The organism is Pseudoalteromonas sp. Ps84H-4, from assembly GCF_024124645.1.
Lineage (GTDB): Bacteria > Pseudomonadota > Gammaproteobacteria > Enterobacterales > Alteromonadaceae > Pseudoalteromonas > Pseudoalteromonas lipolytica_C.
Genome location: NZ_JAMXSK010000007.1, coordinates 40,887 through 62,116, shown reverse-complemented (window position 1 = coordinate 62,116; position 21,230 = coordinate 40,887). Strand labels below are relative to the sequence as shown.

The following is a 21,230-nucleotide window of genomic DNA, read 5'->3' as shown; positions in this document are numbered from 1 at the left end:
TTGACTCATTTCTGTTTAGAATTGGGCAACAAACTTGAGGTTGTAGAGTTCAGCTGAGCCGCTTTCAGTGTAATTAGCGGTTAAATAATATTTATCATTAATAAAGTACTTACCTTGTAAAACGAGTTCCGAATCATCCAAACCTGCACCTATGGCATAGTGTTCGCCAAAGTAATAGCTGATCATGGCATTACTTGCTGAATCATTAACGCTGTCTTGATGGCCAACATCAACGGTAATGTAATGGCTGCCGCTTAAGTGATTAAAGTATCTGGCCGAGAGATTCCAAACGTCGAGTTCATCATCTGTTTCTGCGCTAAAACCAAGGTAATCCTTATCGTTGATTTGGAGGTTATACTGCGCTTTCAAGCGGAAATAATCATCACCATATTCACGCACATCCCTATTTACAGAAACTTTTAAGGCATCGGCAAATAAGTAGCCTATACCTAGAGTGTAATTGTCTAAATCCCTCACATCCCTTATATCGGCTACAGCAAACCAGTTATTTAAAAAATACTCGCCAAATATACCAATGTCATTGTAATAGTCTCCTCCTGAGTAATTGACTAGGATGTTTGAATCTGTATCTAGGTAGCCATAATCATCGAGCACACCTGAGCTCTGCTGCTCTTCAAAGTAATAATGGCTTGCTAATTGGTAGCCATTAAAGCTATATCTGTCATGTTCTACGTGAGTGTAATTGATACTATTGAACCACTGTTTACTCACCTGTTGCTCTGTTGCTGCTGTTGAATAGCTTGAATAAGCGAGCGTTGCAAGTGCAATAGGGGCTAGTTGTTTAAACATACATATCCTTGTTGTATTTGGTTTTTGTTTCATAAAGATAATACAACAAGCAGGAATTTACATTGTAATAAAGTGTTGTGGGCCTGTTAGAATATGAAAAGGCCAAGCAGTGCTTGGCCGAACGGGATTAATTAAGCTTTGTGGTGAGTGATATCTCAGCATTCATGAGTTTTGAAATAGGGCAGCCTTGCTTGGTTTGCTCACAAAGTTGCTCAAATTTTTCGCTCGAAATTTCTTTTATTTTCGCACTAACATCAAGTTCAATGTGGCTTACTTCGAAGCCATCGTCAACCTCATCTAGGCTAACGGTTGCTTTGGTGGTTATGTCGTCAGCCACAAAGTCTGCTTCGGTTAGTGCCAGCGACAGCGCCATACTAAAACAACCACTATGAGCAGCAGCAATAAGTTCTTCGGGGTTAGTGCCCGGTTTGCCTTCAAAGCGGGTGTTAAAGCCAAATGGCTGTTTATCAAGTGCACCGCTTTCACTAGAAATGTAGCCTTTGCCAGATTTAATATCACCAGACCAACTTGTATGTGCAGATTTTTTAATCGTCATCGTCATCTCCTTTGTAAATTTTTCGGCGACCGTGAAAAGCTTTCAGGGTTTCGTGCCGAAAAGTATGAGTTAACGATATAGTTGCAACTTAAACGCCAATATTTCTTTTCGCTTCGCGCTTGCAACGCTCAGAGCAATATTTAACATGCTGCCAGTCTCGTTGCCACTTCTTACGCCACACAAATGGCCTGTCACATACGGGACAGGTTTTGCTGGGTAAATTAAGTTTTTTATGTGCCATGACGTTGCCTTTTTAGGCTAATCACATGCTTACGCAGTACGGCTTTTGTGCCGCGTTTTACATCATCACGTTCTCGGAATGACCATAATCGCTCACGTGCTTGCTTGGCAGCCTTTTCTATATCGACCATAGGCTCGGGGTAGTCTTCGCCTAGTTTAAAGTTATTAAACAAAGCTTCCATTGGCGGCAGTTGCCATGGCTGGTGGATATCTTCTACAGGCAGCTCTTTAAGCTCAGGACACCATGTTTTAATAAATATGCCATCTGGGTCTTTATCTTCAGATTGCTTTATTGGGTTATATAAACGAATGATGTTGGTTCCTGTGACCGATGCTTGCATTTGGATTTGTGGGTAATGAATTCCCGGTTCAAAATCTAAAAAATAACGCGATAAAATTAAACTAACAGGATGCCAGTGAATGTTCATATGGTGGGTCATAAAGCTGACTAACATAGCGCGCATTCTAAAATTAATGTAACCAGTTGCTTTGAGGCAGCGCATACAGGCATCAATAATAGGAATGCCTGTTTGGCCTTGCTCAAAGCGATTTAGGTGCTCATCAAGGTGATCATCATCGCGATAAGGGTAGTGCTGGTAGCCTGTGTTTTGCGGAGCAAACTCCATGCTGCATTGAGTTTCAAACTTTTGCATAAAATGGCAATGCCAATGTAATCGTGACTCAAAGGCATGCAATGAACGTCGCCAACTTTTAGGTTGTTTTGGTAGGTAGTATCTCAATGTTTGATAAACCTGTCTTAGGCTTAAATTCCCCCATGCTAAATATGGAGAGAGTCTTGAGCATGAATCTCTACTTTTTGATGGGCTTGAAATACCGCTTTGGTAGCCTTTAGCTCGCTGTTCTATAAAGCTTTTAAGACAGGCTCTTGCTTCATGAGGGCCGCCATATTGAAACTGAGGATCGTGGTTTAGAAAATCGTCAAAACACTCTGCTGCTTGATAATTATTAGGTAGTACGGCTTTAAAAGCTTGCCAATTTGGTTTTACGAGAGGTTGGTTCATCACCTCGTGCCAATGAGTTTGCCAATCAAACTGTTTTGGTCGTGCTCGTTTTACTCCTCCTAATGGCGTTTCATGCCATGGAATAGCTTTATTATTTAGCCAGAGTTTTACTTGTTTATCTCGCTCGAAAGTGTTGTAAAGCCCAATTTCTTCATGACTATAAACTCCAGCAATTTCAAACTCGTCATTGAGTGTTTCTAGCACTGTAATCATCTGTTGATTATAAATGGCGATTTCAGCGTTGTATTTTTCGAGCTGTTGGTTGATGTCTTTAAGTGACTGAGCAACAAAACGCCAGTGCCTTAAGCTGTAATGGGGGTCTTCGAGTAGTAGGGGCTCAAAACTATAAATAAGTAAGCAAGGCAGGTCTGATGCAATCGCACTGGCAAGTGGTTGATGATCAGAAAGTCTTAGGTCACGTTTGAACCAAACAAGATTCACTTTTTGCTTATTTGAGCTTGCCATAATGTTGAAGTTAGTGAAATAAATGCTTCTTATATACGAAGCAATCCCTATCTTCGATTAATGAGTTACACGATCCACACACTTTCCAAATTTTTAGCGTATTGCTTATACACTTTTTGATGGCAATCAGATTATGTTTATAGTCATAAATAACTTAAGAGGGTCGCTATGAAGCGTTTATTTGCTCTTTATGTTTTAGTAACTTCGCTGTTAGCGCAATATTCTTAGCAATAAGGAGAGTAGATAAAGAAGCGGCTTTTGCCACTGTGCAAGAAAAGTTTGCTTTATCTGAAGGTGATTCGCTGTTATCGGTCACAGCATAAATCACAAAGCGGTCATGATGACCGCTTTTTATACTTTGCTGATTATAGTGCTGCAGCAAATGTGTTGATTTCGTTTTTCGCTGCTTCTAGACTTTGCTCTGCGTCTGGCATCGCTAGGCCCTCAGCATAAATAAAGTGAACGTCAGTCATACCTACAAAACCAAGTACATCTTTTAAGTATTTAGTTTGTGTATCCATGTCGGTACCTTGATAGATACCACCACGCGCTGCAAGTACCACTACTTTTTTGCCTTCAACTAAACCTACAGGGCCTTGCTCAGTGTACTTAAAGGTAATACCTGCACGGGCAATACGATCAATCCAAGCTTTAAATGTCGAAGGAATACCAAAGTTATACATTGGCATACCAATAACGATTAACTCGTTGTCCTTAAGTTCAGCGATTAAATCGTCAGATATTGCAGCAAGTGCTTTTTGTTCATCATTGCGTTCGTTTGCATCAGTCATCCAGGCAGCCATTTCTGTCTGCGTTAAGTGAGCAATGGCATTGTCGCTTAAATCTCGAGTTGTTACTGAAATTTGTTGGTTGTTAGCAAGCTGCTCAACAAATTGTTGGCTAAGCTTGGTTGAATTACCTTGTTCACCATTTAAAGATGAATTTAACACAAGTACTTTTTTCATCATGTCACCTAAGAAAACTGAATTTGTGCAGTCATTATAATTAGCAAAAAATAAATTAATAATGCTTTTAATCGAGTACTTTGTTCGTTTTAAACGAATGATTGTCAGAGGTGAAATTTCTTACATAGTCTTTTATTTTCTTTTAATGTTATTATTTAGGAACAGTAAAAAATGAAATGGACTTTATGATGAAGTACTTACTGCTTTCACTATTTGCGGTACTAAGCTTAATGCCCCGTGCTGCTGAAAACACGCAACTCCCTGTAGAATCATTCGCCTCTTTACGGGCTTTTAGTCAAGTAAAGCTCTCACCAAATGGTAGTCATCTATCGTTTATTCGAAATGTAAATGGAGAGTTGGTGTTAACGGTTTATAACCGTAAAACAGAAGAAGTCAACTCTCTGATCCGCTCAGATAACCACACTATTTTCTTTGATTGGTATGAGTGGGCGAATGATGAAGTTTTGTTGATAGGTGCACGCCGTATCCAACGTCAATTTGGTGGCCCAAAATATTCAACAACTTTTATGTATGCTTATAACATTAACGATAAAGGCAAAGTTAGATCAGCCAATGAAGCAGACTTTAATCGTGACAAGCGCCAACCGCAATTTGGCGATCAGGTCATCAGTTTTTTACCGAGTAAAAAAGACAAAATCTTAGTTCAAGGTGACTTTGATTTTGCTAATGCGCCAGGTGTGTATGAACTTGATTTATATACACTTCGTAAAAAGAAAGTGCAGCGTTCATTCAACAAAGTTACCGATTGGATTATTGACCGCCAAGGCAATGTACGTATTGCCCTTAAAATGGATGAAGACGAATTTGAATATATTCTATATGACGAAGATAGAGATAAACGTAAAACATTATTCAAATATAAAGCATTTAGCCCTGATGTAGTAAGTGTTTTGGGCTTTGATAAAGACCCTAATATTATTTATTACAAAGCACTTAAAGATGGCTACGATGCGCTTTATAAAATGAACCTAACGACCATGAAAAAAGAGTTAGTGTTTAGCGATGATAACTCTGACTTCGACGGTCATATATTCTATTCACCTTTAACTGGTGAAGTCGCAGGGTTTACTCACTCACAGCTTGATGAGGGGATCCATTACTGGGATGAAGATTTAAGCAACCTTTATAATGGCTTACGCGCTGTACTGCCAGCAGATAAGTTTGATATTGATATTATTGATACCAGCAAAGATCAACGTCAATATGTGGTTTTGGTTACAGGTGAGCAAATCCCCGGCACCTATATGTTAGGTAACCGTGATACGAACGAGTTAACAGTATTTGTATCGGCATTTCCGGATATTGATGACACAGTTTACAGCGGTAAAAAGAAAATCAGTTATAAAGCCCGTGATGGTTTAACTATTGAAGGGTATTTAACCTTACCTGTGGGTTATAAAAAAGGTGATAAATTGCCTACCATTGTGTTCCCACATGGCGGACCAATGGCTCGTGATTACGCAGACTTTGACTATTGGACTGCGTTGCTTGCCTATAATGGTTATGCAGTGCTACAACCAAACTTTCGTGGTTCAAGTGGTTATGGTCATGAATTTGAAATGGCTGCTGTACAAGGTTTTGGTAAAGAAATGCAAGATGACTTGCAAGATGCCGCGAATTGGCTTGTTGGTGAAGGTATCGCTAATAAAGATAAAATCTGTATTGGTGGAGCAAGTTATGGTGGCTATGCTGCATTAATGGCAGTGGTTAAACACCCAGAAACATTCAAATGTGCAGCCAGCTTTGCTGGTGTCACCGATCTTGAGCGTATTGTTAGTAAGGCACGATATTTCACCAATAAAGAAATTGTGCGTAAGCAATTTGGTACTGATGGCGATAAATTAGAAAAGGTCTCGCCAGTTAATTTTGCAAAACAAATTAATCGCCCAGTGTTACTCGTTCATGGTTCTGATGATAACGTGGTACCTGTTTATCATAGTCGAGAAATGGAAGATGAGCTTAAAGACGAAGGCAAAGACGTTACCTATATTGAGCTTGAAGATGGTGACCACTACTTGTCGCATCAGCCGTATCGAATTAAAACATTGAAAGCGTTTTTAGAGTTCTTCGATAAGAATTTGAAAAACTAAAGATAAAAGGCGACTTCGGTCGCCTTTTTGAATTAAGTTTCTGGTAAAAACCAAGCACTAATAGCGCCTACCAAGCCTAAAAGGCTATAAAATAATATAAGCTCGGCGGTGCTTAAGTACGCATTTAGTAAGCCAACGCTGCCAAGTAACAGTAAGATAACCCCGATCACTGTATTACTAACAGAGACATAGTCTGTACGCTTGTTACCTTCTGCCATATCAACAAGATAGGTTTTACGGCCAAGGCGTACTCCTTGATGAGCTACAGTGAGTAAAAAATAACACAGTGGTAATAACCAAAACTCATTGAGAGTGGATGGGCTTAAGTAAGCAACCAAATAAACAGCAAAGCCATTAAAAGTAACGAGTATCGCAGCAAGCACTAAAACGCGGCGACTAGACAAATCACTGAGCCTACCCCAAATAGGAGCGGATACTAAGTTTGCTAGTCCTGATAGCGCCATAAACGTAGCAAGCAATGAAAAGTCGAAAGCTTGTTCACTGGCAAGTACGATATAAAAAGGGGCGCTTAAGGCCGAGCACAATAACAATGCACGAGTAATTATAAAATGTGCAAATTGCTTGTCTTGGTAAAGCAGTTTTAGTTTTTTAAGAGCATGTAGCAAGCCGTTTTCAGCGCCTTCGGTTGCGCCTTTGTATTCTTTAATACGACTGTAACTAAGCGCTGCGAAAACCCACATAAGCACAGCTAGCATCAGTGCAATATACACTCCATTCTCATAACCAAGACTTTGTAGATACCACAAACCAAGACCGAAGGTGAGTGTTGCAAATCCGGCAAAGCTGGCAGCAAGACCACTTATACCTCCGCGCTGTTGTTTAGGAATAACCTTACCTAATACATCTTTTGCAGCAATAGAGTTAAAGCCGCGAGCAAGGCTAAAAACAATCAAAAGAGCAATAATAGCAAACCCAGCGTTTGTACCTTGCAGCGTTAAAGCACAAACCAACATGCCCACAATACACAAAGCCTGCACAATCGCGCCAATTACCCACACCCACTTTCTGACGGGCAGCTTACGAATGGCACTTGCTATCGCTAGCTGTGGCAACATAGAACCTGATTCACGAATGGGCACAAGCCAAGCAATAAAACTGCTCGGCACATTAATGCTTTGTAACAGCCAAGGCAGGGTTACCTTTGGGTTTAACAAGGCGTCGGCAAACTTACTAAATAGTTGGCTCACTAATAAGGTAATAAAATTGCCGGGTACGACTTTACAAGCCGCCTCATCAATTGCTTTGCAGGCACGGGCATCTTCGGTGTTACTAAGGCGTTGGTATATGTCTTCTTTGCTGAGTTTTTTCATATAGTTAGTATTTATGAAAAAGGGCCGTTAAGCCCTTAAAAATCATCTTTAGAGTGGCGTTCAGCTAATTGTTCAGCTTCATCACCCCATGTGCGGTTTACTCGGCGACCACGTTTTACGGCAGGGCGACGTTCGATTTGTTTTGCCCAGCGTATTACATGACTATATGACTCGACATCTAAAAACTCAGCTGCATCATATAAATAGCCAAGCACTAGGCTGCCATACCAAGGCCAAATAGCAATGTCGGCAATTGAGTATTCACTGCCCGCCATATAATCATGGTCACTTAGGTGACGGTTTAACACGTCTAACTGACGTTTAACTTCCATTGTGAAGCGGTCAATCGGATACTGCATTTTATAAGGTGCATAGCTATAAAAATGGCCAAAACCACCGCCTAAGTAGGGGGCAGAACCCATTTGCCAAAACAGCCAATTGCGACATTCTGTTTTACTAGTATGATCGCTTGGGATCAGTGCATCAAACTTCTCTGCTAAGTACTGTAAAATAGCCCCTGACTCAAACACGCGAGTAACAGGTGTAGTACTGTGATCCATTAAGGCTGGAATTTTTGAATTAGGATTTACACTAACAAACCCAGAAGAGAATTGATCACCATCGCCGATCTTAATTAAAAATGCATCGTAGTCGGCTTCATCAATACCTAGCTCTAATAGCTCTTCGAGCATAATGGTGACTTTTTGACCATTCGGTGTTGCAAGTGAGTAGAGTTGAAGGTTGTGTTTACCAACGGGCAAGTCTTGTTCGTGGGTCGCACCTGAGACCGGGCGATTAGTCTTAGCCCATTCACCACCGTTTTCTGCATCCCATTGCCACACTTTAGGTGGCGTATAACTGTCGGTATTACTCATTGAAACTCCCTAAATTGTGCTTTAATGAATGTTATTACGAGATTACCATCCTAGTTGATCAACCTAAGCAAGGGAAGTAGAGTTATAAAATAGTATTATGTCGATATTGTTAACTTGTTAAGTTTAAATAATTTTCAGGAGGCTGTTATGAAAAAGCATGGCTTAGCTATTGGTTTAGAGCGAACAGGCACAACCTTTTACCTTACCTTAAAAGTGGTGGGTAAATTGACTCACGACGATTATTCGACCTTAACGCCACTGGTTGATAATGCACTTGCTTCGGTGCCTCGGGTCAAAATGAGAGTGTTTGTAGATATAACAGAGCTTGAAGGATGGGAATTACAAGCGGCGTGGGATGATTTTAAATTTGGCTTAAAACATAACAAAGAGTTTTGTCGCATTGCGGTACTGGGTAATAAAAAATGGCAACAAGTTGCTAGTAAAGTTGGTAATTGGTTTACCAGTGGCGAAGTTAAGTACTTTGAAGATGCAACAATCGCTCGCGAATGGCTATATGAACAAGGACATAAGTGACAGACTATAATCAATTAAAGGTCGCAACATTTAATTTATATAATTATTTAGCGCCACCTGACGCATTTTATGATTTTCAGCGCATTTATAGCGCTGAGCAGTGGGCCAAAAAGCAGCGCTGGTTGGCCGATTACCTTAAAAATCAGCAGCCAGATATTATTGGCTTTCAAGAAGTGTTCAGTATCAATGAACTAAAACAACAAGTTAACGCAGAGGGTTACCCTTATTTTGCAGTGGTTGATGAGCCAACGGTGATTGATGACTTTATTTATCGCGATCCGGTTGTGGCCATTGCCTCACGCTATAAAGTTGTTGCTGTCAGTCATGTTGAGGCAGAGCAAGATGATATTTTAGCGATGGGCTTGAGCGCTAATTTCAACTTTAGTCGCCGCATTATTCGTGCGACACTTGAAGTACCTCACTTAGGGCACGTCGATTGCTATGTGGTGCACTTTAAATCAAAGCGCAGCATGCTCCATCATCAGGATGATGAAAGCCACAGTGAACAGCAAAACTTAGTTATGCAGTTAAAATCACAAGCTCTTGGGCGCTGGGCATCCAGCATACAGCGTGGCAGTGAAGCCGTATTGTTACTCGTTGAAATTATTAAACGCAGAGCGCACAGCAATAACCCGGTGATTGTAATGGGGGATTTTAATAATGAGTTACACGATGGTGTGCTTAACCACCTGATAGCTGATCATCTTCGCTTTAGCGGTCATAGGCAAAATAGCCCATCTCGTTCAGAGTTTAAACTACAAGATAGTTGGCAACTGTATCAGCGCCATGTTGTAATCGAAAATGATAGAGAAGCAACCCACTATTTTGGCAGTAGCAGCTCAGTGTTTGATTATATTTTGTTATCTCGAGAGTTTGATGCCGGGTTTCAGAGCAGTTTTTTTGAAGTGGTGGATTATCACACCTACGATCAGCACTTGATCAACCCGCAATTTGCCTATGATGATCAAAGCACCGACCATGGTGTTGTAATGGTGACAATGAAGCTGAGAAGCTAGAAGCTTTAAGTTTAAAGCTTCAGATTCTTATGTTTATCACGTTTTGCCATAATATAGCCGATGAATGCGCCGCTAATTGCGCCGAATAAATGGCTTTCGAATGAAATATGGATGCGCTGCGGGAATACACCCCAAATTAGGCCGCTGTATAACACAACAACCGCAATACTGATTAAAATGGCTTTGAATGAACGGTGCATAATGCCGTAGCTAATTAAGTAGCCCCATAAACCGTATATAACACCACTTAGTCCAACATGAATGTTGCTGCGGCCAAATAGCCATACTAGTAATCCACCAATAAGCGCTGTGCCTGCAAACACCAGCCAAAAGCGTTTTACGCTAAATTGGCAAACTAGCCAGCCGAGAATAGTAAATGGCACTAGGTTACTAAAAAGGTGTGCCCAGCCACCATGTAAAAATGGCGCAAAAATCACCCCTGATAGACCTGACATTTGCCTTGGTAAAATCCCTAAACCATTCAATTTGATGCCGGGTAGGGTATTAATTATTTGCAGTACCAAGCACACCAGCATAATGCCTAAAATGGCGAATCGCTTACTACTGATAGGAGGAAGTTTGACAGCATTTTTTTCAGTCATGATGAGAAGCTCTTAAATCAAGGTGACCGAATGAGTATAACTTATTAAAAGTGAAGGTAAACACCCTGCTAAGCAAGGTGTTTACTAAAGGCTTGGGTTAACCTAATTTGGTAAGTAGTTTTTTCGCAGCAAGCTCTGAACTTGCTGGGTTTTGCCCTGTGATTAGTAGGCCATCTTCAATCGCAAGCTCGCCCCAATCATCGGTTTTTTGATACTGACCACCTTGTTTGATTAACTCATCTTCAACAAGTAATGGCACTACATTGGTAAGTTGTACAGCGTCTTCTTCTGAGTTGCTAAAGCCAGTTACTTTTTTATCAAACACAACAGATTTACCAGCTGCATTTTTCGCATTAAGTAATACTGCACTGGCGTGACACACTGCACCTACTGGCTTATCTGAATTAAGAAATTGCTCAATTAAATTGATCGAATCTTGGTTATCAACTAAATCCCATAACGGACCATGGCCGCCTGGGTAAAACACCGCATCGTAATCACTGGCTTTTACGTCAGCCAGAGGTTTTGTATTAGCCATTAAGGTTTGTGCTGCGCTGTCTTGATCAAAGCGTTTTGTAGCATCAGTTGCAGCATCAGGTGCCGCACTGTTTGGATCAATAGGAGGTTGGCCACCTTTAACAGAGGCTAAAGTTACCTCTGCACCAGCATCAATAAAGGCGTAGTAGGGCGCGGCAAATTCTTCAACCCAAAAGCCCGTTTTATGGCCGGTATCGCCAAGCTCATCGTGTGAAGTAAGTACCATTAAAATTTTCTTAGCTGACATAGTGAATCCCTTTTTTGCTTATTAAACATCGTTAATAACACTATAGGGGTGAAAATCGAGTTAAACAACGCAGATAAATTTGACTTCATTGGTTTAATAATTGATACAATTATTCAGGTTAGATTAGGAGTTTGTATGAAAGTATCGTTTGAGCAATTAAAAAGCATGGTGGTGTTTGCCCATATTGTGCAGCAAGGCAGCTTAACTAAAGCGGCTCAACAACTTGGTTTATCAAGGGCCGTTGTCAGTTACCACTTAAAGAAATTAGAACAGCAATTAAAGCTGACGTTACTTAATCGCTCAACGCGCACCATGACCCTCACCGAAGCAGGAATGGCTTATTACGAACGTTGTCAGGCTATCACTGAGCATGCTGAGGCTGCTAACTTACACCTTGAAAACTTAAAGAGTGAGCCCGTTGGGGTTATTAAATTGAGTTGTCCGGTGAATGTTGGCTTACAACTTGTGGTACCGGCACTGGCCCAGTTTAAGCGTTTGTATCCAAAAATTGATATCGATTTACAGCTCAGTGATGATGTGGTTGATATCATCAAAGAGGGCTATGACTTAGCGATTAGAGGCGTAGCCCTTGAGAGCTCAAATCTACAAGCCACTAAGTTTGCAAGTCTGGCGACCTGCATATGTGGCTCAGTCGATTACTTTACAAAATACCCTATACCAAAGAGCATTGCCGATTTAGCTGAGCATACGTGGGTGGTGTATCAACCAAGTAGTGCCATTGTCACACTCGAAAAAGACAAGCGCCGCTATGAGGTGCCTGTTAGTGGTGGCATAAGTACCAATAATGCTGCTGCGCGAACTGCCTTTGTTGAAGCTGGGCATGGCTTAGCGAAGATCCCAGTTTATGATGCGCTACCCAGGATCAAAGCGGGATTGTTACGCACAATATTAGATGATTACAAAACTGCCGATATTGAACTTTATGGCGTATTCCCGCCAGGGGCGGCGGGAAGTAAAAAATTGCGGGTTTTACTTGATTACTTGAAAGATTATTTTACTAATCAAGTAGCCACTATGACGATTTAAACAAGTGTGCGGTTAAATAAAGCAACGGCTTGTTGATACATGCTGATGGCAAGGGCTGGGTCGTATCGGTCGCCTTCGTCGCGCATAAACGCATGTTGGGCGTTAACCTCTTGCCACTGGTAATTAATTCCTGTTGCCACCGCTTGTTGGTAAATTTTAAGGCGGCCTTCTTTTGGTACATGTGGGTCTTGTTTACCCCAAATAAAATGAATTTCACCTTTAATATCTGCCATGCGCTCAAATGAGTTATTATCTGCTTGTGCTGGTAAGGTATCGCTGTGTATATCTGTTGCGTATAAACAAAAAGCGGCTTTGATACTTGGGTTTAATGCAGCACGGTATGCAAGGTGACCACCTATACATACGCCCATGGCACCTACATTTCCTGTGCAGTAATCTTGCTGACGCGCAAATGCAATTAAAGCGTCAGTATCTGAGTCATGGCTCTCAAGCGGTTTTGCCCATTTGTCGGCATTGCCTTTGTCTTTACCTGCATCATCGTAGGCAAGTACCGTCCCAATAGGATTTAACTCATGAAAAACTTCTGGCACTAATACGACAAAGCCATGACCAGCAAGTATTGCAGCAGAGCGCGCAATCGGCGCTGTTTCTTGGAAGATCTCAGAATAGAAAATAACACACGGGTATTTACCTTCTTCTACAGGACGATAAATGCTGGTGCGCATTGCGCCTGTGTTGGTTGCTATGTCGTGGCTATGGTGCTGAATAATCATGTTAATCCTTGTAAAATCGGTTTAGCTAATAATACCTCAGCCCCACCTTTTGGACGAGTCAAAGCCCTTGAAATTTATTGATGCTCAGTTATTTCTTTGAGGCAGGGTACTGCATACAGCTTGCGTAATAGGTAAGAGTAGCAGGCCAGTCAGAGAAAATGGCCATTACACCCACTTGCTTAGCAAGGACGTCTATCACATTCATCATTTGCCCATCTTGTTTAATCACGCTGGCAATTGACTGGTAATAATAACCCCCGCCATTATCTAATGGACCAGAGCGCTCTAAACTCCAAGTAATGATGTTCAGCCCGGCTTGTTTAGCTTTAATAGCATAAAGCGAAGGCACAATTTTACCTGACTCATCAAGGCTTAAAAGCATCCACATTGGCGGTGCGATAATGCGTACTCCATCGTTATACAGAGCCTGCATTGATGGTTGCCAGGTTGTTTCATCCATCGCATCAAAGTGTGCTTGCTCATCTCTGCCATCAAGATAAATACTGTTGTTTGCAAATTCAGGGTGATTGTTTAGCCAATACTTCACATCTTCAAGATTAAATGATTGCGGATAAACATCTTGGCTATTCACACCTAAAGCTCGATACTCATCAAGCATTTTTTGCGCATAATCTTGCTGGCTAAAACCGTTAAATGGCATGCTGACTTCTGGGCTTTTTAGCTCGGGCGTCATTTTTACACCTAGTGATTTAAATAAGTCAATGCTTTGCTGGTGGGTCATTACGGTGCCACTGTTTGCGTATAAATCAGTGCGCCAGCTTGGTGTGCCTTGCATATACTCTGCGACCGTTTTGGCATTTGCATTGGCACCATCCATTTTAGCTTTTAGGGTTAAAAACTCAGCTTGGGTGATATCGCTGGTGCAGCATTTAGCCTGAGCTGGTTGGCCGTCTTTGGCCGGGGTAAAAGGTTGGCTGCATTTTGCTGCGAGCTCAGGAATCGCTAAAATGTTGGTAGTGGTGTGTAAATCACACTGTGAATGACGACACACGAGTTGTTTGTCTTTTGTAAAGGCGACGTCACATTCAAGTACGCCAGCGCCCATTCTTGCAGCGGCTAAATATGACTCTTTGCTGTGCTCAGGAAACTGCATGGGGGCACCGCGATGACCAATTACAAAATTAGTTTTGTAAAAAGGGCCATTACCGCATGCCGCAAGTTGCTGCTTTAAGGGTCCATCTGTCATCTTGTCGATTAAATAGTAAGGCCTAGCGCCAACTTGCACTGCCTGCTCATCAGGCAGACTCTTACAACCTTGAATAATGAAAACTAAACAACATAAAACCAGTGCGCGCATAACAGCATTCCTCTAATAGAGTTTAGCTTATCATTGCTCCATGGCAGTTTTATTAAGTTTCTGATTTATAATAAGTGCTAACAAGATAATCGCTGCGCCAATGGCAAGCTTGATGATATCAGCATCACGGTTCCAAATAACAATGTTAACGATGATCCCTGCTGGGATCAGTAGGTTATTCATTACAGCCAAGGCACCTACATTGACAATAGTCGCGCCCTTATTCCAAGCGAAATAACCAAGCCCTGAAGCGATCGTGCCTAAGTAAATTAACACGCCCCATTGTGTCGTTGTGGTGGGCAGCTTACTGGTATCACCAAATAAGCCGTAACAAATCAGTGCGACAATTAAAGCGCCAATAAAGAACCAAGCAAACACCCGAGAGTGGGGGAGTTGCTGATCTTGCATTAAACGTTTGTAAGTTACTTGCCCAGTGGCAAAGCAAATATTAGCAGCCTGCACCATTAGCATACCAATGAGATAGTTTTCATCGACGCCTTCATAGCGAATAGCAACGGCGCCTAAAATAGCCAGTAATGCGGCGAATAAAAACTTGGCATTAAAGCGTTTTTCAAGCAAATCGTTTAACAGGGTGATGTAAAGTGGCGTCATAACCGTAAATAGCAGTACCTCGGGCACACTAAGGTACAAAAACGAATGGTAATAAAAGCTGTACATCACACCAAGTTGTACTGCGCCTATTGCCATGAGCTTTAGTGCTAAGGCTTTAGGAGTTTTACGCCAGTGTAAAAAAGGTAAAAACACGCAAGTTGCTAAGCCAATGCGCATTAACACACTAAACCATGCATCCACTTGGCCTGCTAAATAGACACCAATAAGACTAAACGAAAAGGCCCAAAGCAGGGTTACAGCAAATAAGTAGGTCATGTTATTCGAGTTATGTGCAAAAAAGGGCAGTGTATATGAGATGGCTGAAAATTAAAATTGCCCATGACGGATAATACGTGGTCATGGGCAATGGGGGGTTAGGGTTGGCTGGCAACAAAGGCTTTGGCTTGTTGCTTTAATAGCTCGAGTGCGTTGCTATCGTAAAACGTGCTGTGCGAGACAACACCGCTTAGTGTTTGTGTGTTACGAATATCAATAAGTGGGTTTTCTGAAAGCAAAATGAGATCGGCTACTTTGCCTTCACTAAGTGCACCGTATTGCTGTTGTTTATTTAAAAACTCAGGCCCCGCAAGAGTTGCAGCTTGCAGTGTTTGCAGTGGTGTTAGGCCATATTCAGTAAAAATACTCAGTTCTTGGTGCAAAGAAAGCCCCGGATAAATATACGAATTTAAAAAGCCTGCATCTGTGCCTGCAATAATACTCACACCTGCTTGTTGGGCGATAGGGAGTAACTGTGCGGTTTTAACAAAACGCTCTTTGCGCTGTTTGATTTGTGCGGGCGTGTCTTTGTTAGCTCTATCGACTCGCCACTGGTAAGTTGCTTTTAAACCTTTACCCAAATAATCTAAAAAAGCATCGTCTTGATGATTATCTTCATCAATGTAAGCCGTTATTTTGCCACCAATCAAGGTCGGCACCACTGCAGTGTCATTGTTGGCAAGAACTGTAAATTTCTCAATGGCTGTTGGTTCATCAAACTGCGCGGTGATAATGGGCAGCGCAGTGCGATAACTTAGCTCTTTTGAGGCAACCTTTGCGGAAATATCTGCTTCGTTTTTAGCTGCAGCTTTAAGCATATAGGTCATATGCTCAATCGCATCAAGACCCGCCTTAGAAACATCAGTTACAGACAACGAAAATGGAATATGACCTGAAATTTGGTAACCCCGCTTTTTAACCTCTTTTACTGCCTTTAGGTAAAGCTCAGGCGTTAAAGCGCTGTCGGTAATTTTGATAAAATCGACGTCCATGCTGTCTAACAGATCCATTGCAGCATGCATTTCTGCGGTTGTTTCTACTTCTAAATCACCGGGCCAAATAGACCCTTTACCTTCTAATTTCGGGCCAGAGGTAAAAATAGTTGGGCCCACTAACTGACCTTGTTTTACTTGTTCACGCCAGCTAAGTACAGATTCACTCAAATCAGCCGCAGCATCACGAACGGTTGTTACGCCATAGGCTAAATACAGTGGCAGTAGCTGTTTATTCTCTTCAATAAGCTCATCACCACCGCCAAAATGGACATGCATATCCCATAAACCAGGCATGACATACTGACCTTTTGCATCAACCAATGTTGAGCTTTGATATTGGCTACTTAAAGGTTTATCACTACGTTTGATGATGATCCCATCGCGAATGGCAAGTGATTGCTTTGCTGTGATAGCCCCAGTTTGCATATCAATAATTTGGGCGTTTTCTATCACGATATCGGCGCGCTCATCTGGGGTTGATGAACATGCAGCTAAAGCTGAGCAAAGTCCTAAAAGTAAAGCGTTTCTCATGTGTGAACTCGTGTTTTTCTTTGAGATTAGCAAAAACGAGTTAACTGACAATTGCTTTGAGGTGAATAGGAATAAAAGTGGGGTGAAAATTAATCCAATAACTAAAAAGTATGAGGGTTGCCCCTCATACTTTAAATAACGGTGTGATTATTCAACTAAACCACGACGCTTTAATAGTGCGTCTGTAGTTGGTTTTTGACCACGGAACTCAATATAGCTTTGCATTAAGTCGCGGCTGTTACCTTTAGATAAAATCTCTTTACGGAAATTGTCACCGTTTTCACGTGTTAAACCACCTTGTTCAGTCATGTGTGCAAACGCATCTGCTGCGAATACTTCAGTCCAAAGATAAGCGTAGTAACCAGCTGAGTAACCCCCAGCAAAAGTGTGGCTAAAGTAGCAAGACTTATAACGTGGTGGTACTGGGTAGTACGCGATACCGTGCTTGTCTAATGCATCATGTTCAAACTTTTGTACGTCTGTAATGTCAGCATCAACACCAAATGAGTGCCATTCCATATCAAGCAGTGCCGCCGCTAAATACTCAGTAGTATCGAAGCCTTGGTTGAACTTTTGTGACTCAAGTACTTTTGCAAGTAACTCTTTTGGAATTGGCTCACCTGTTTTGTAGTGCTTGGCGTAGTTTGCAAGTACTGTCGGTTCAATATTCCAGTCTTCGTTTGCTTGTGAAGGGAATTCAACAAAGTCACGTGCAGTCGCTGTACCCGCTAAGCTTGGGTATTTAACATCAGAGAATAAACCGTGTACAGCATGACCAAATTCGTGGAACATCGTTGTTACTTCAGAGAAAGTCATGAGTGTTGGTTGACCTTCAGCTGGCTTAGGAATGTTCTGTGCGTTGTAGATCACAGGCTTGGTGCCTTTTAAACCGCTTTGGCTAACATAGGCGCTCATCCATGCACCACCTCGTTTACCTTCACGTGCATAAGGGTCCATATAGAACAGGCCGATAGCGCTACCGTCTTCATTGAATACTTCAAACACCATCACGTCTTCGTGATAAACAGGCAGATCTTTACGCTCTTTGAACGTAATACCATAAAGTTTATTCATCGCAAAGAATAGGCCGTCATGGATCACTGACTGCATTTCAAAGTAAGGCTTAACTAAAGCTGGGTCTAAGTCGTACTTCTGTTGACGAACTTTTTCAGCATAAAACGCCCAGTCCCATGGCTGTAGTGCAAACGTTTCACCTGATTTTTTGATTACTTGCTGGATTTGTTCTGCTTCTGCTTCTGCTTTAGCAACCGCTTTTGGCGCTAAATCATCAAGAATGCCGTAAACGTTTTCAGTTGTTTGTGCCATACGGTTAGTCATCACATATGAAGCCCAATCTTTATAGCCAAGCAATGCAGCTTTTTCTGCACGTAACTTGGTTTCTTTAATGATAATAGGGCCATTTGTCGCTTGGGCACGCGTTGCAGATGTAGTCCAAATTTTTTCACGTAGCTTGCGGTTTTCAAGGCTTTGTAAGATAGGTTGGCGAGTCGTGTTCACTAGTGTGATTATGTAGCCTTCTTTACCTGCTTTTTTGGCTGCTGCCGCAAGGCTTGCAATTTCGCCTTCAGATAAACCTGCTAACTCGCTTTTATCTTTAACTAAAATCACATCTTCTTTAAATGATTTTAAGATGTTTTGTGAAAACATCGTTGAAAGCTTGGCAAGCTCTGCGTTTATTTCACGCATTTTTGCTTTTTCAGCTTCAGTTAGTTTTGCACCCGCGTTAACGAATTTTTTGTAGTAGTAATCAACAAGGCGTTGATCTTCAGCATTTAGTGACGATTTATTGTCGTAAATGCTTTGTACGCGAGAAAATAAAGCTTTGTTTAAGTAAATGTCATCAGTGTGAGCTGACATAATCGGCGCCATTTTCGCGGCGATACGTTGGTACTCACTGTCAGAGATTAAACCCGATAAATTAAAAAATGCCGCAGAAGCGCGGTCTAATAATTCACCCGAGTATTCCATTGCAACAAGGGTATTTTCGAATGTTGCTGGCTCTGGGTTATTTGCAATCTTTGCAATTTCAGCTTTTTGTTGTGCGATCCCTGCTTCAAACGCTGGCTCATAGTCTTTAGTCGAAAGCTTATCAAACTCTGGTGCCATGTACTGTAAAGGGCTTGGCTTAAAAAGAATGTTTTCAACATTGGCTGTTTGTGTTTCAGCGGCTGTTTCAACTTGAGTTTGAGTGTCAGCTTGTTGTGAACTACAAGCAGATAATAAAAGAACACTAGCAATGGTGGTTGCTACTAAGGTTTTACGCATGAGAGCTCCAAAAATGTGGATAAATCTTCTCTAACTTATCAAATTTATAAGTAGAAAGAAGCAAGTTTGTCGCTTTAATAGGTAAGTATGCCGCAAAAAAGAGTGATTCAGGGATAAAGTGTTTAAAAAGCCATCAAATAAAGGTGATGGCTAGCTTAAATTGAAAATGGCGCTGATTGCCAAATTAGATTTTTGTTAGAGTTAACTGGCATTGATCAGTTGTAGCCCAACACAAACTTTTTCTCTGAACCAAAGTTTTCAGGCATTGCATTACCAAATTCTTTATTGATTAGTGCAAGTGTCTGTTCTTGTTCAGCAAGTAAGTTCAAGATGCGGTTGCGATATTCTAGACTTGATTCAAATAAGTTTAAATCAACCAGTGGTTGTAAAGTGGCAAGTTTTTGTGTGAGTGTCATTTGTGACATTGTGTTCTCCTCGTGCTATTCAAAGCCTGCTAAACCTACAAGCTTTACCTATGTATATAGCAGCTATGGGCTAAAAGAGTTAATAATTAGCGCATTTTGCGCATAAAGAACTTAGTATTTACCAAGTTTTACCCTATTATGCCGTGCTAAACTTAGTCAAAACTGAATCAAACTCTCTTTTTACCAGGAATGTTAATTTATGACCTTTGCTGATCTGCAATCTGCATTATCGTTTGTGTTGTTCACCTATAACGACGTGCAAATTACCGTACTTAAAGTAATTCAAGTGCCTCTGGTGCTGTTTTTAATGTGGTTTGTGGTCACATGGATAGGTCGATTAATTAAAAAAGCATTGTTGGCAAAAAACCTAGGGCCAGACACAGTTCATTTATTCACCCGTATTTACCTTGTTGTAACTATCGCGGTGCTGGTGTTTACTTCACTTGAGGTACTCAATATTCCGCTAACGGCGTTTGCATTTGTCTCTGGTGCCATTGCAATCGGTGTTGGTTTTGGTGCGCAAAACATTATCAATAACTTTATTAGTGGTTGGATATTAATGTGGGAGCGACCAATTCGTATTGGTGATTTTTTAGAAGTGGGTACAGCAAAAGGAGTGGTTGAAACTATTAATACTCGTTCAACTCGTATTCGCCGTAACGATGGTGTGCACATGCTAGTACCAAATAGTCACTTGCTAGAGAATACTGTAACAAACTGGACCTTGATTGACCGTAATGCTCGTTCATTTGTGAATGTTGGTGTTGCTTATGGTTCAGACGTGGTGTTAGTTGAAAAGCTGATGAAGCAAATTCTTGATGAGCATCCTGCCATTTTAAAAACACCGGCATCATCTGTGTTATTTGATGACTTTGCAGATAGCTCTTTAACTTTTAGCGCTATTTTTTGGGTGTGTGCCGAATCAGAAGCACCGCTTCGCCAAGTGCGTAGTGAACTGCGTTTTAGCATTTATAAAGTATTTGCTGAAAACAACATTACCATTGCGTTCCCACAGCGCGATATTCATATCGATGGTGAAATTGCCCTAACAAGGCGTAATAGTCAAAAATAAAAAAAGCGGCTTAGCCGCTTTTTTTATGCTTGTTCATTAAGTTTTTTAAGCTTGAAGGCTAGCAACACCATCATAATACCAAACACGATGGCATAGCTTGCAACTAGCCAAAGTAGGGTAATTATGCCCGCACCCGGGTTAAACATCAGGTAACCACCAAAGATAATTGAAATAATACCGCTGCCAATTAGTAGCCATTCGTTAGTTATCTCTTTACGAAGTTTGCTGGCTATTGCAATTTCAATTACCCCTATAGCAATTGCCCACGCAGCAATAAAGTACAACATTAAAATAGCAGTCACATTCGGTGCAAACAGAGTAACGAGTGCTGCGGCAATTGATATCAAGCCACCTATTAATAGCATCCACCAAAGCGGGTTGTCTTTTTTAGATGCAATTGCAAGCCAGGTTCGAATGGAACCATCTACAAAGAAGTAAGCGGCAAATATAAACATTAATACGGCTAAAGAGGCTTGAGGTGCAAACCAACCACATAAACCAAAGATAATGGCGATAGCCCCATGAATAAGTAAAGATGACCAATGAGGGATCAGTGAACTTGAGATCTGCATTATATTTTTCCTTTGCTAATGTTCCTTTATAACTAACATTTAGCTGACTGC

22 protein-coding genes are annotated in these 21,230 nt (G+C 41.3%); 5 read left to right on the top strand and 17 right to left on the bottom strand.

From position 1 onward, the window contains the following. Nucleotides 1-15: 15 nt before the first annotated feature. The 6 genes from NH454_RS08560 to NH454_RS08535 all read right to left on the bottom strand — a co-directional run bounded on the left by NH454_RS08560 (nt 16) and on the right by NH454_RS08535 (nt 4,058). Complete coding sequence (locus tag NH454_RS08560; protein ID WP_135925714.1) at nt 16-810, bottom strand: putative porin; 795 nt, start codon at nt 808-810, stop codon at nt 16-18. 127 nt (nt 811-937) lie between these two features. Continuing rightward, the gene (locus NH454_RS08555) at nt 938-1,366 is read right to left on the bottom strand and encodes an OsmC family protein (RefSeq protein ID WP_253038728.1); all 429 of its coding nucleotides are present in this window, start codon (nt 1,364-1,366) and stop codon (nt 938-940) included. Between the two features lie 88 nt (nt 1,367-1,454). Continuing rightward, nucleotides 1,455-1,607, bottom strand: a complete 153-nt coding sequence (locus NH454_RS08550) for a DUF2256 domain-containing protein (RefSeq protein ID WP_135925712.1) — start codon at nt 1,605-1,607, stop codon at nt 1,455-1,457. Continuing rightward, the gene (locus tag NH454_RS08545; RefSeq protein WP_253038726.1) at nt 1,597-3,093 is read right to left on the bottom strand and encodes a deoxyribodipyrimidine photo-lyase; all 1,497 of its coding nucleotides are present in this window, start codon (nt 3,091-3,093) and stop codon (nt 1,597-1,599) included. Before NH454_RS08545 ends, NH454_RS08550 begins: the two co-directional genes overlap by 11 nt. Before the next feature lie 166 nt (nt 3,094-3,259). Further along, nucleotides 3,260-3,475 (bottom strand): hypothetical protein, encoded by a 216-nt coding sequence (locus NH454_RS08540; RefSeq protein WP_253038724.1) that lies wholly within the window; start codon nt 3,473-3,475, stop codon nt 3,260-3,262. Continuing rightward, nucleotides 3,459-4,058 (bottom strand): NAD(P)H-dependent oxidoreductase, encoded by a 600-nt coding sequence (locus NH454_RS08535; protein ID WP_253038722.1) that lies wholly within the window; start codon nt 4,056-4,058, stop codon nt 3,459-3,461. Before NH454_RS08535 ends, NH454_RS08540 begins: the two co-directional genes overlap by 17 nt. 188 nt (nt 4,059-4,246) lie before the next feature. Here NH454_RS08535 and NH454_RS08530 point away from each other — a divergent pair, with 188 nt between their 5' ends. Further along, nucleotides 4,247-6,169 (top strand): S9 family peptidase, encoded by a 1,923-nt coding sequence (locus NH454_RS08530; protein ID WP_253038720.1) that lies wholly within the window; start codon nt 4,247-4,249, stop codon nt 6,167-6,169. A gap of 32 nt (nt 6,170-6,201) precedes the next feature. On the opposite strand, the gene NH454_RS08525 is transcribed toward NH454_RS08530, so the two are convergent. Both NH454_RS08525 and yghU read right to left on the bottom strand, forming a co-directional pair. Next, entirely contained in the window at nt 6,202-7,500 is a 1,299-nt protein-coding gene (locus NH454_RS08525; RefSeq protein ID WP_235382314.1) for an MFS transporter, read from the bottom strand. 35 nt (nt 7,501-7,535) lie between these two features. Next, a complete protein-coding gene (gene yghU, locus NH454_RS08520; protein WP_135925705.1) occupies nt 7,536-8,375 on the bottom strand; it encodes a glutathione-dependent disulfide-bond oxidoreductase in 840 nt (279 codons plus the stop codon). A gap of 147 nt (nt 8,376-8,522) precedes the next feature. On the opposite strand from yghU, the gene NH454_RS08515 reads away from it, so the two are divergent. Both NH454_RS08515 and NH454_RS08510 read left to right on the top strand, forming a co-directional pair. Further along, entirely contained in the window at nt 8,523-8,909 is a 387-nt protein-coding gene (locus tag NH454_RS08515) for an STAS/SEC14 domain-containing protein (RefSeq protein ID WP_135925704.1), read from the top strand. Continuing rightward, nucleotides 8,906-9,925 carry an endonuclease/exonuclease/phosphatase family protein gene (locus NH454_RS08510; RefSeq protein WP_253038718.1) on the top strand — a complete coding sequence of 340 codons (1,020 nt, stop codon included), beginning with the start codon at nt 8,906-8,908 and terminating at the stop codon, nt 9,923-9,925. Before NH454_RS08515 ends, NH454_RS08510 begins: the two co-directional genes overlap by 4 nt. An 11-nt stretch (nt 9,926-9,936) precedes the next feature. Here the strand turns inward: NH454_RS08510 and NH454_RS08505 are convergent, their stop codons facing one another. Both NH454_RS08505 and NH454_RS08500 read right to left on the bottom strand, forming a co-directional pair. Next, nucleotides 9,937-10,527, bottom strand: coding sequence for a rhomboid family intramembrane serine protease (locus NH454_RS08505; protein ID WP_253038716.1), 591 nt, complete (start codon nt 10,525-10,527; stop codon nt 9,937-9,939). Nucleotides 10,528-10,624: 97 nt separating this feature from the next. Continuing rightward, nucleotides 10,625-11,311 carry a type 1 glutamine amidotransferase domain-containing protein gene (locus NH454_RS08500; protein ID WP_135925701.1) on the bottom strand — a complete coding sequence of 229 codons (687 nt, stop codon included), beginning with the start codon at nt 11,309-11,311 and terminating at the stop codon, nt 10,625-10,627. A 135-nt stretch (nt 11,312-11,446) separates the two neighbouring features. Here NH454_RS08500 and NH454_RS08495 point away from each other — a divergent pair, with 135 nt between their 5' ends. Next, nucleotides 11,447-12,358 carry a LysR family transcriptional regulator gene (locus tag NH454_RS08495; protein ID WP_135925700.1) on the top strand — a complete coding sequence of 304 codons (912 nt, stop codon included), beginning with the start codon at nt 11,447-11,449 and terminating at the stop codon, nt 12,356-12,358. Here the strand turns inward: NH454_RS08495 and NH454_RS08490 are convergent. From NH454_RS08490 to NH454_RS08465, 6 genes are all read right to left on the bottom strand, one after another. Further along, a complete protein-coding gene (locus NH454_RS08490) occupies nt 12,355-13,092 on the bottom strand; it encodes a dienelactone hydrolase family protein (protein ID WP_253038714.1) in 738 nt (245 codons plus the stop codon). The two genes, NH454_RS08495 and NH454_RS08490, sit on opposite strands and share 4 nt — an antisense overlap. Before the next feature lie 88 nt (nt 13,093-13,180). Continuing rightward, nucleotides 13,181-14,410 carry a glycerophosphodiester phosphodiesterase family protein gene (locus NH454_RS08485; RefSeq protein ID WP_253038712.1) on the bottom strand — a complete coding sequence of 410 codons (1,230 nt, stop codon included), beginning with the start codon at nt 14,408-14,410 and terminating at the stop codon, nt 13,181-13,183. Between the two features lie 30 nt (nt 14,411-14,440). Further along, on the bottom strand, nt 14,441-15,298 hold the full coding sequence (locus NH454_RS08480) for a carboxylate/amino acid/amine transporter (protein ID WP_253038710.1): 858 nt from the start codon (nt 15,296-15,298) through the stop codon (nt 14,441-14,443). A 98-nt stretch (nt 15,299-15,396) separates the two neighbouring features. Continuing rightward, complete coding sequence (locus tag NH454_RS08475) at nt 15,397-16,824, bottom strand: amidohydrolase family protein (RefSeq protein WP_253038708.1); 1,428 nt, start codon at nt 16,822-16,824, stop codon at nt 15,397-15,399. 147 nt (nt 16,825-16,971) lie between these two features. Further along, the gene (locus NH454_RS08470; protein WP_253038707.1) at nt 16,972-19,110 is read right to left on the bottom strand and encodes a M3 family metallopeptidase; all 2,139 of its coding nucleotides are present in this window, start codon (nt 19,108-19,110) and stop codon (nt 16,972-16,974) included. Between the two features lie 215 nt (nt 19,111-19,325). Continuing rightward, on the bottom strand, nt 19,326-19,535 hold the full coding sequence (locus NH454_RS08465; protein ID WP_135925694.1) for a hypothetical protein: 210 nt from the start codon (nt 19,533-19,535) through the stop codon (nt 19,326-19,328). A gap of 199 nt (nt 19,536-19,734) precedes the next feature. Between NH454_RS08465 and NH454_RS08460 the strand changes: the two genes are divergently transcribed. Beyond that, a complete protein-coding gene (locus NH454_RS08460; RefSeq protein WP_135925693.1) occupies nt 19,735-20,607 on the top strand; it encodes a mechanosensitive ion channel domain-containing protein in 873 nt (290 codons plus the stop codon). 23 nt (nt 20,608-20,630) lie between these two features. Here NH454_RS08460 and NH454_RS08455 read toward each other — a convergent pair whose 3' ends face one another. Beyond that, complete coding sequence (locus NH454_RS08455; RefSeq protein WP_135925692.1) at nt 20,631-21,179, bottom strand: DUF308 domain-containing protein; 549 nt, start codon at nt 21,177-21,179, stop codon at nt 20,631-20,633. Between the last annotated feature and the right edge of the window lie 51 nt (nt 21,180-21,230).

Coding starts and splice junctions, on each gene's coding strand:
- NH454_RS08560 (WP_135925714.1), bottom strand. CDS start 810: ATGTTTAAACAACTAGCCCCTATTGCACTTGCAACGCTCGCTTATTCA.
- NH454_RS08555 (WP_253038728.1), bottom strand. CDS start 1,366: ATGACGATTAAAAAATCTGCACATACAAGTTGGTCTGGTGATATTAAA.
- NH454_RS08550 (WP_135925712.1), bottom strand. CDS start 1,607: ATGGCACATAAAAAACTTAATTTACCCAGCAAAACCTGTCCCGTATGT.
- NH454_RS08545 (WP_253038726.1), bottom strand. CDS start 3,093: ATGGCAAGCTCAAATAAGCAAAAAGTGAATCTTGTTTGGTTCAAACGT.
- NH454_RS08535 (WP_253038722.1), bottom strand. CDS start 4,058: ATGAAAAAAGTACTTGTGTTAAATTCATCTTTAAATGGTGAACAAGGT.
- NH454_RS08530 (WP_253038720.1), top strand. CDS start 4,247: ATGAAGTACTTACTGCTTTCACTATTTGCGGTACTAAGCTTAATGCCC.
- NH454_RS08525 (WP_235382314.1), bottom strand. CDS start 7,500: ATGAAAAAACTCAGCAAAGAAGACATATACCAACGCCTTAGTAACACC.
- yghU (WP_135925705.1), bottom strand. CDS start 8,375: ATGAGTAATACCGACAGTTATACGCCACCTAAAGTGTGGCAATGGGAT.
- NH454_RS08515 (WP_135925704.1), top strand. CDS start 8,523: ATGAAAAAGCATGGCTTAGCTATTGGTTTAGAGCGAACAGGCACAACC.
- NH454_RS08505 (WP_253038716.1), bottom strand. CDS start 10,527: ATGACTGAAAAAAATGCTGTCAAACTTCCTCCTATCAGTAGTAAGCGA.
- NH454_RS08500 (WP_135925701.1), bottom strand. CDS start 11,311: ATGTCAGCTAAGAAAATTTTAATGGTACTTACTTCACACGATGAGCTT.
- NH454_RS08495 (WP_135925700.1), top strand. CDS start 11,447: ATGAAAGTATCGTTTGAGCAATTAAAAAGCATGGTGGTGTTTGCCCAT.
- NH454_RS08490 (WP_253038714.1), bottom strand. CDS start 13,092: ATGATTATTCAGCACCATAGCCACGACATAGCAACCAACACAGGCGCA.
- NH454_RS08485 (WP_253038712.1), bottom strand. CDS start 14,410: ATGCGCGCACTGGTTTTATGTTGTTTAGTTTTCATTATTCAAGGTTGT.
- NH454_RS08480 (WP_253038710.1), bottom strand. CDS start 15,298: ATGACCTACTTATTTGCTGTAACCCTGCTTTGGGCCTTTTCGTTTAGT.
- NH454_RS08475 (WP_253038708.1), bottom strand. CDS start 16,824: ATGAGAAACGCTTTACTTTTAGGACTTTGCTCAGCTTTAGCTGCATGT.
- NH454_RS08470 (WP_253038707.1), bottom strand. CDS start 19,110: ATGCGTAAAACCTTAGTAGCAACCACCATTGCTAGTGTTCTTTTATTA.
- NH454_RS08465 (WP_135925694.1), bottom strand. CDS start 19,535: ATGTCACAAATGACACTCACACAAAAACTTGCCACTTTACAACCACTG.
- NH454_RS08460 (WP_135925693.1), top strand. CDS start 19,735: ATGACCTTTGCTGATCTGCAATCTGCATTATCGTTTGTGTTGTTCACC.
- NH454_RS08455 (WP_135925692.1), bottom strand. CDS start 21,179: ATGCAGATCTCAAGTTCACTGATCCCTCATTGGTCATCTTTACTTATT.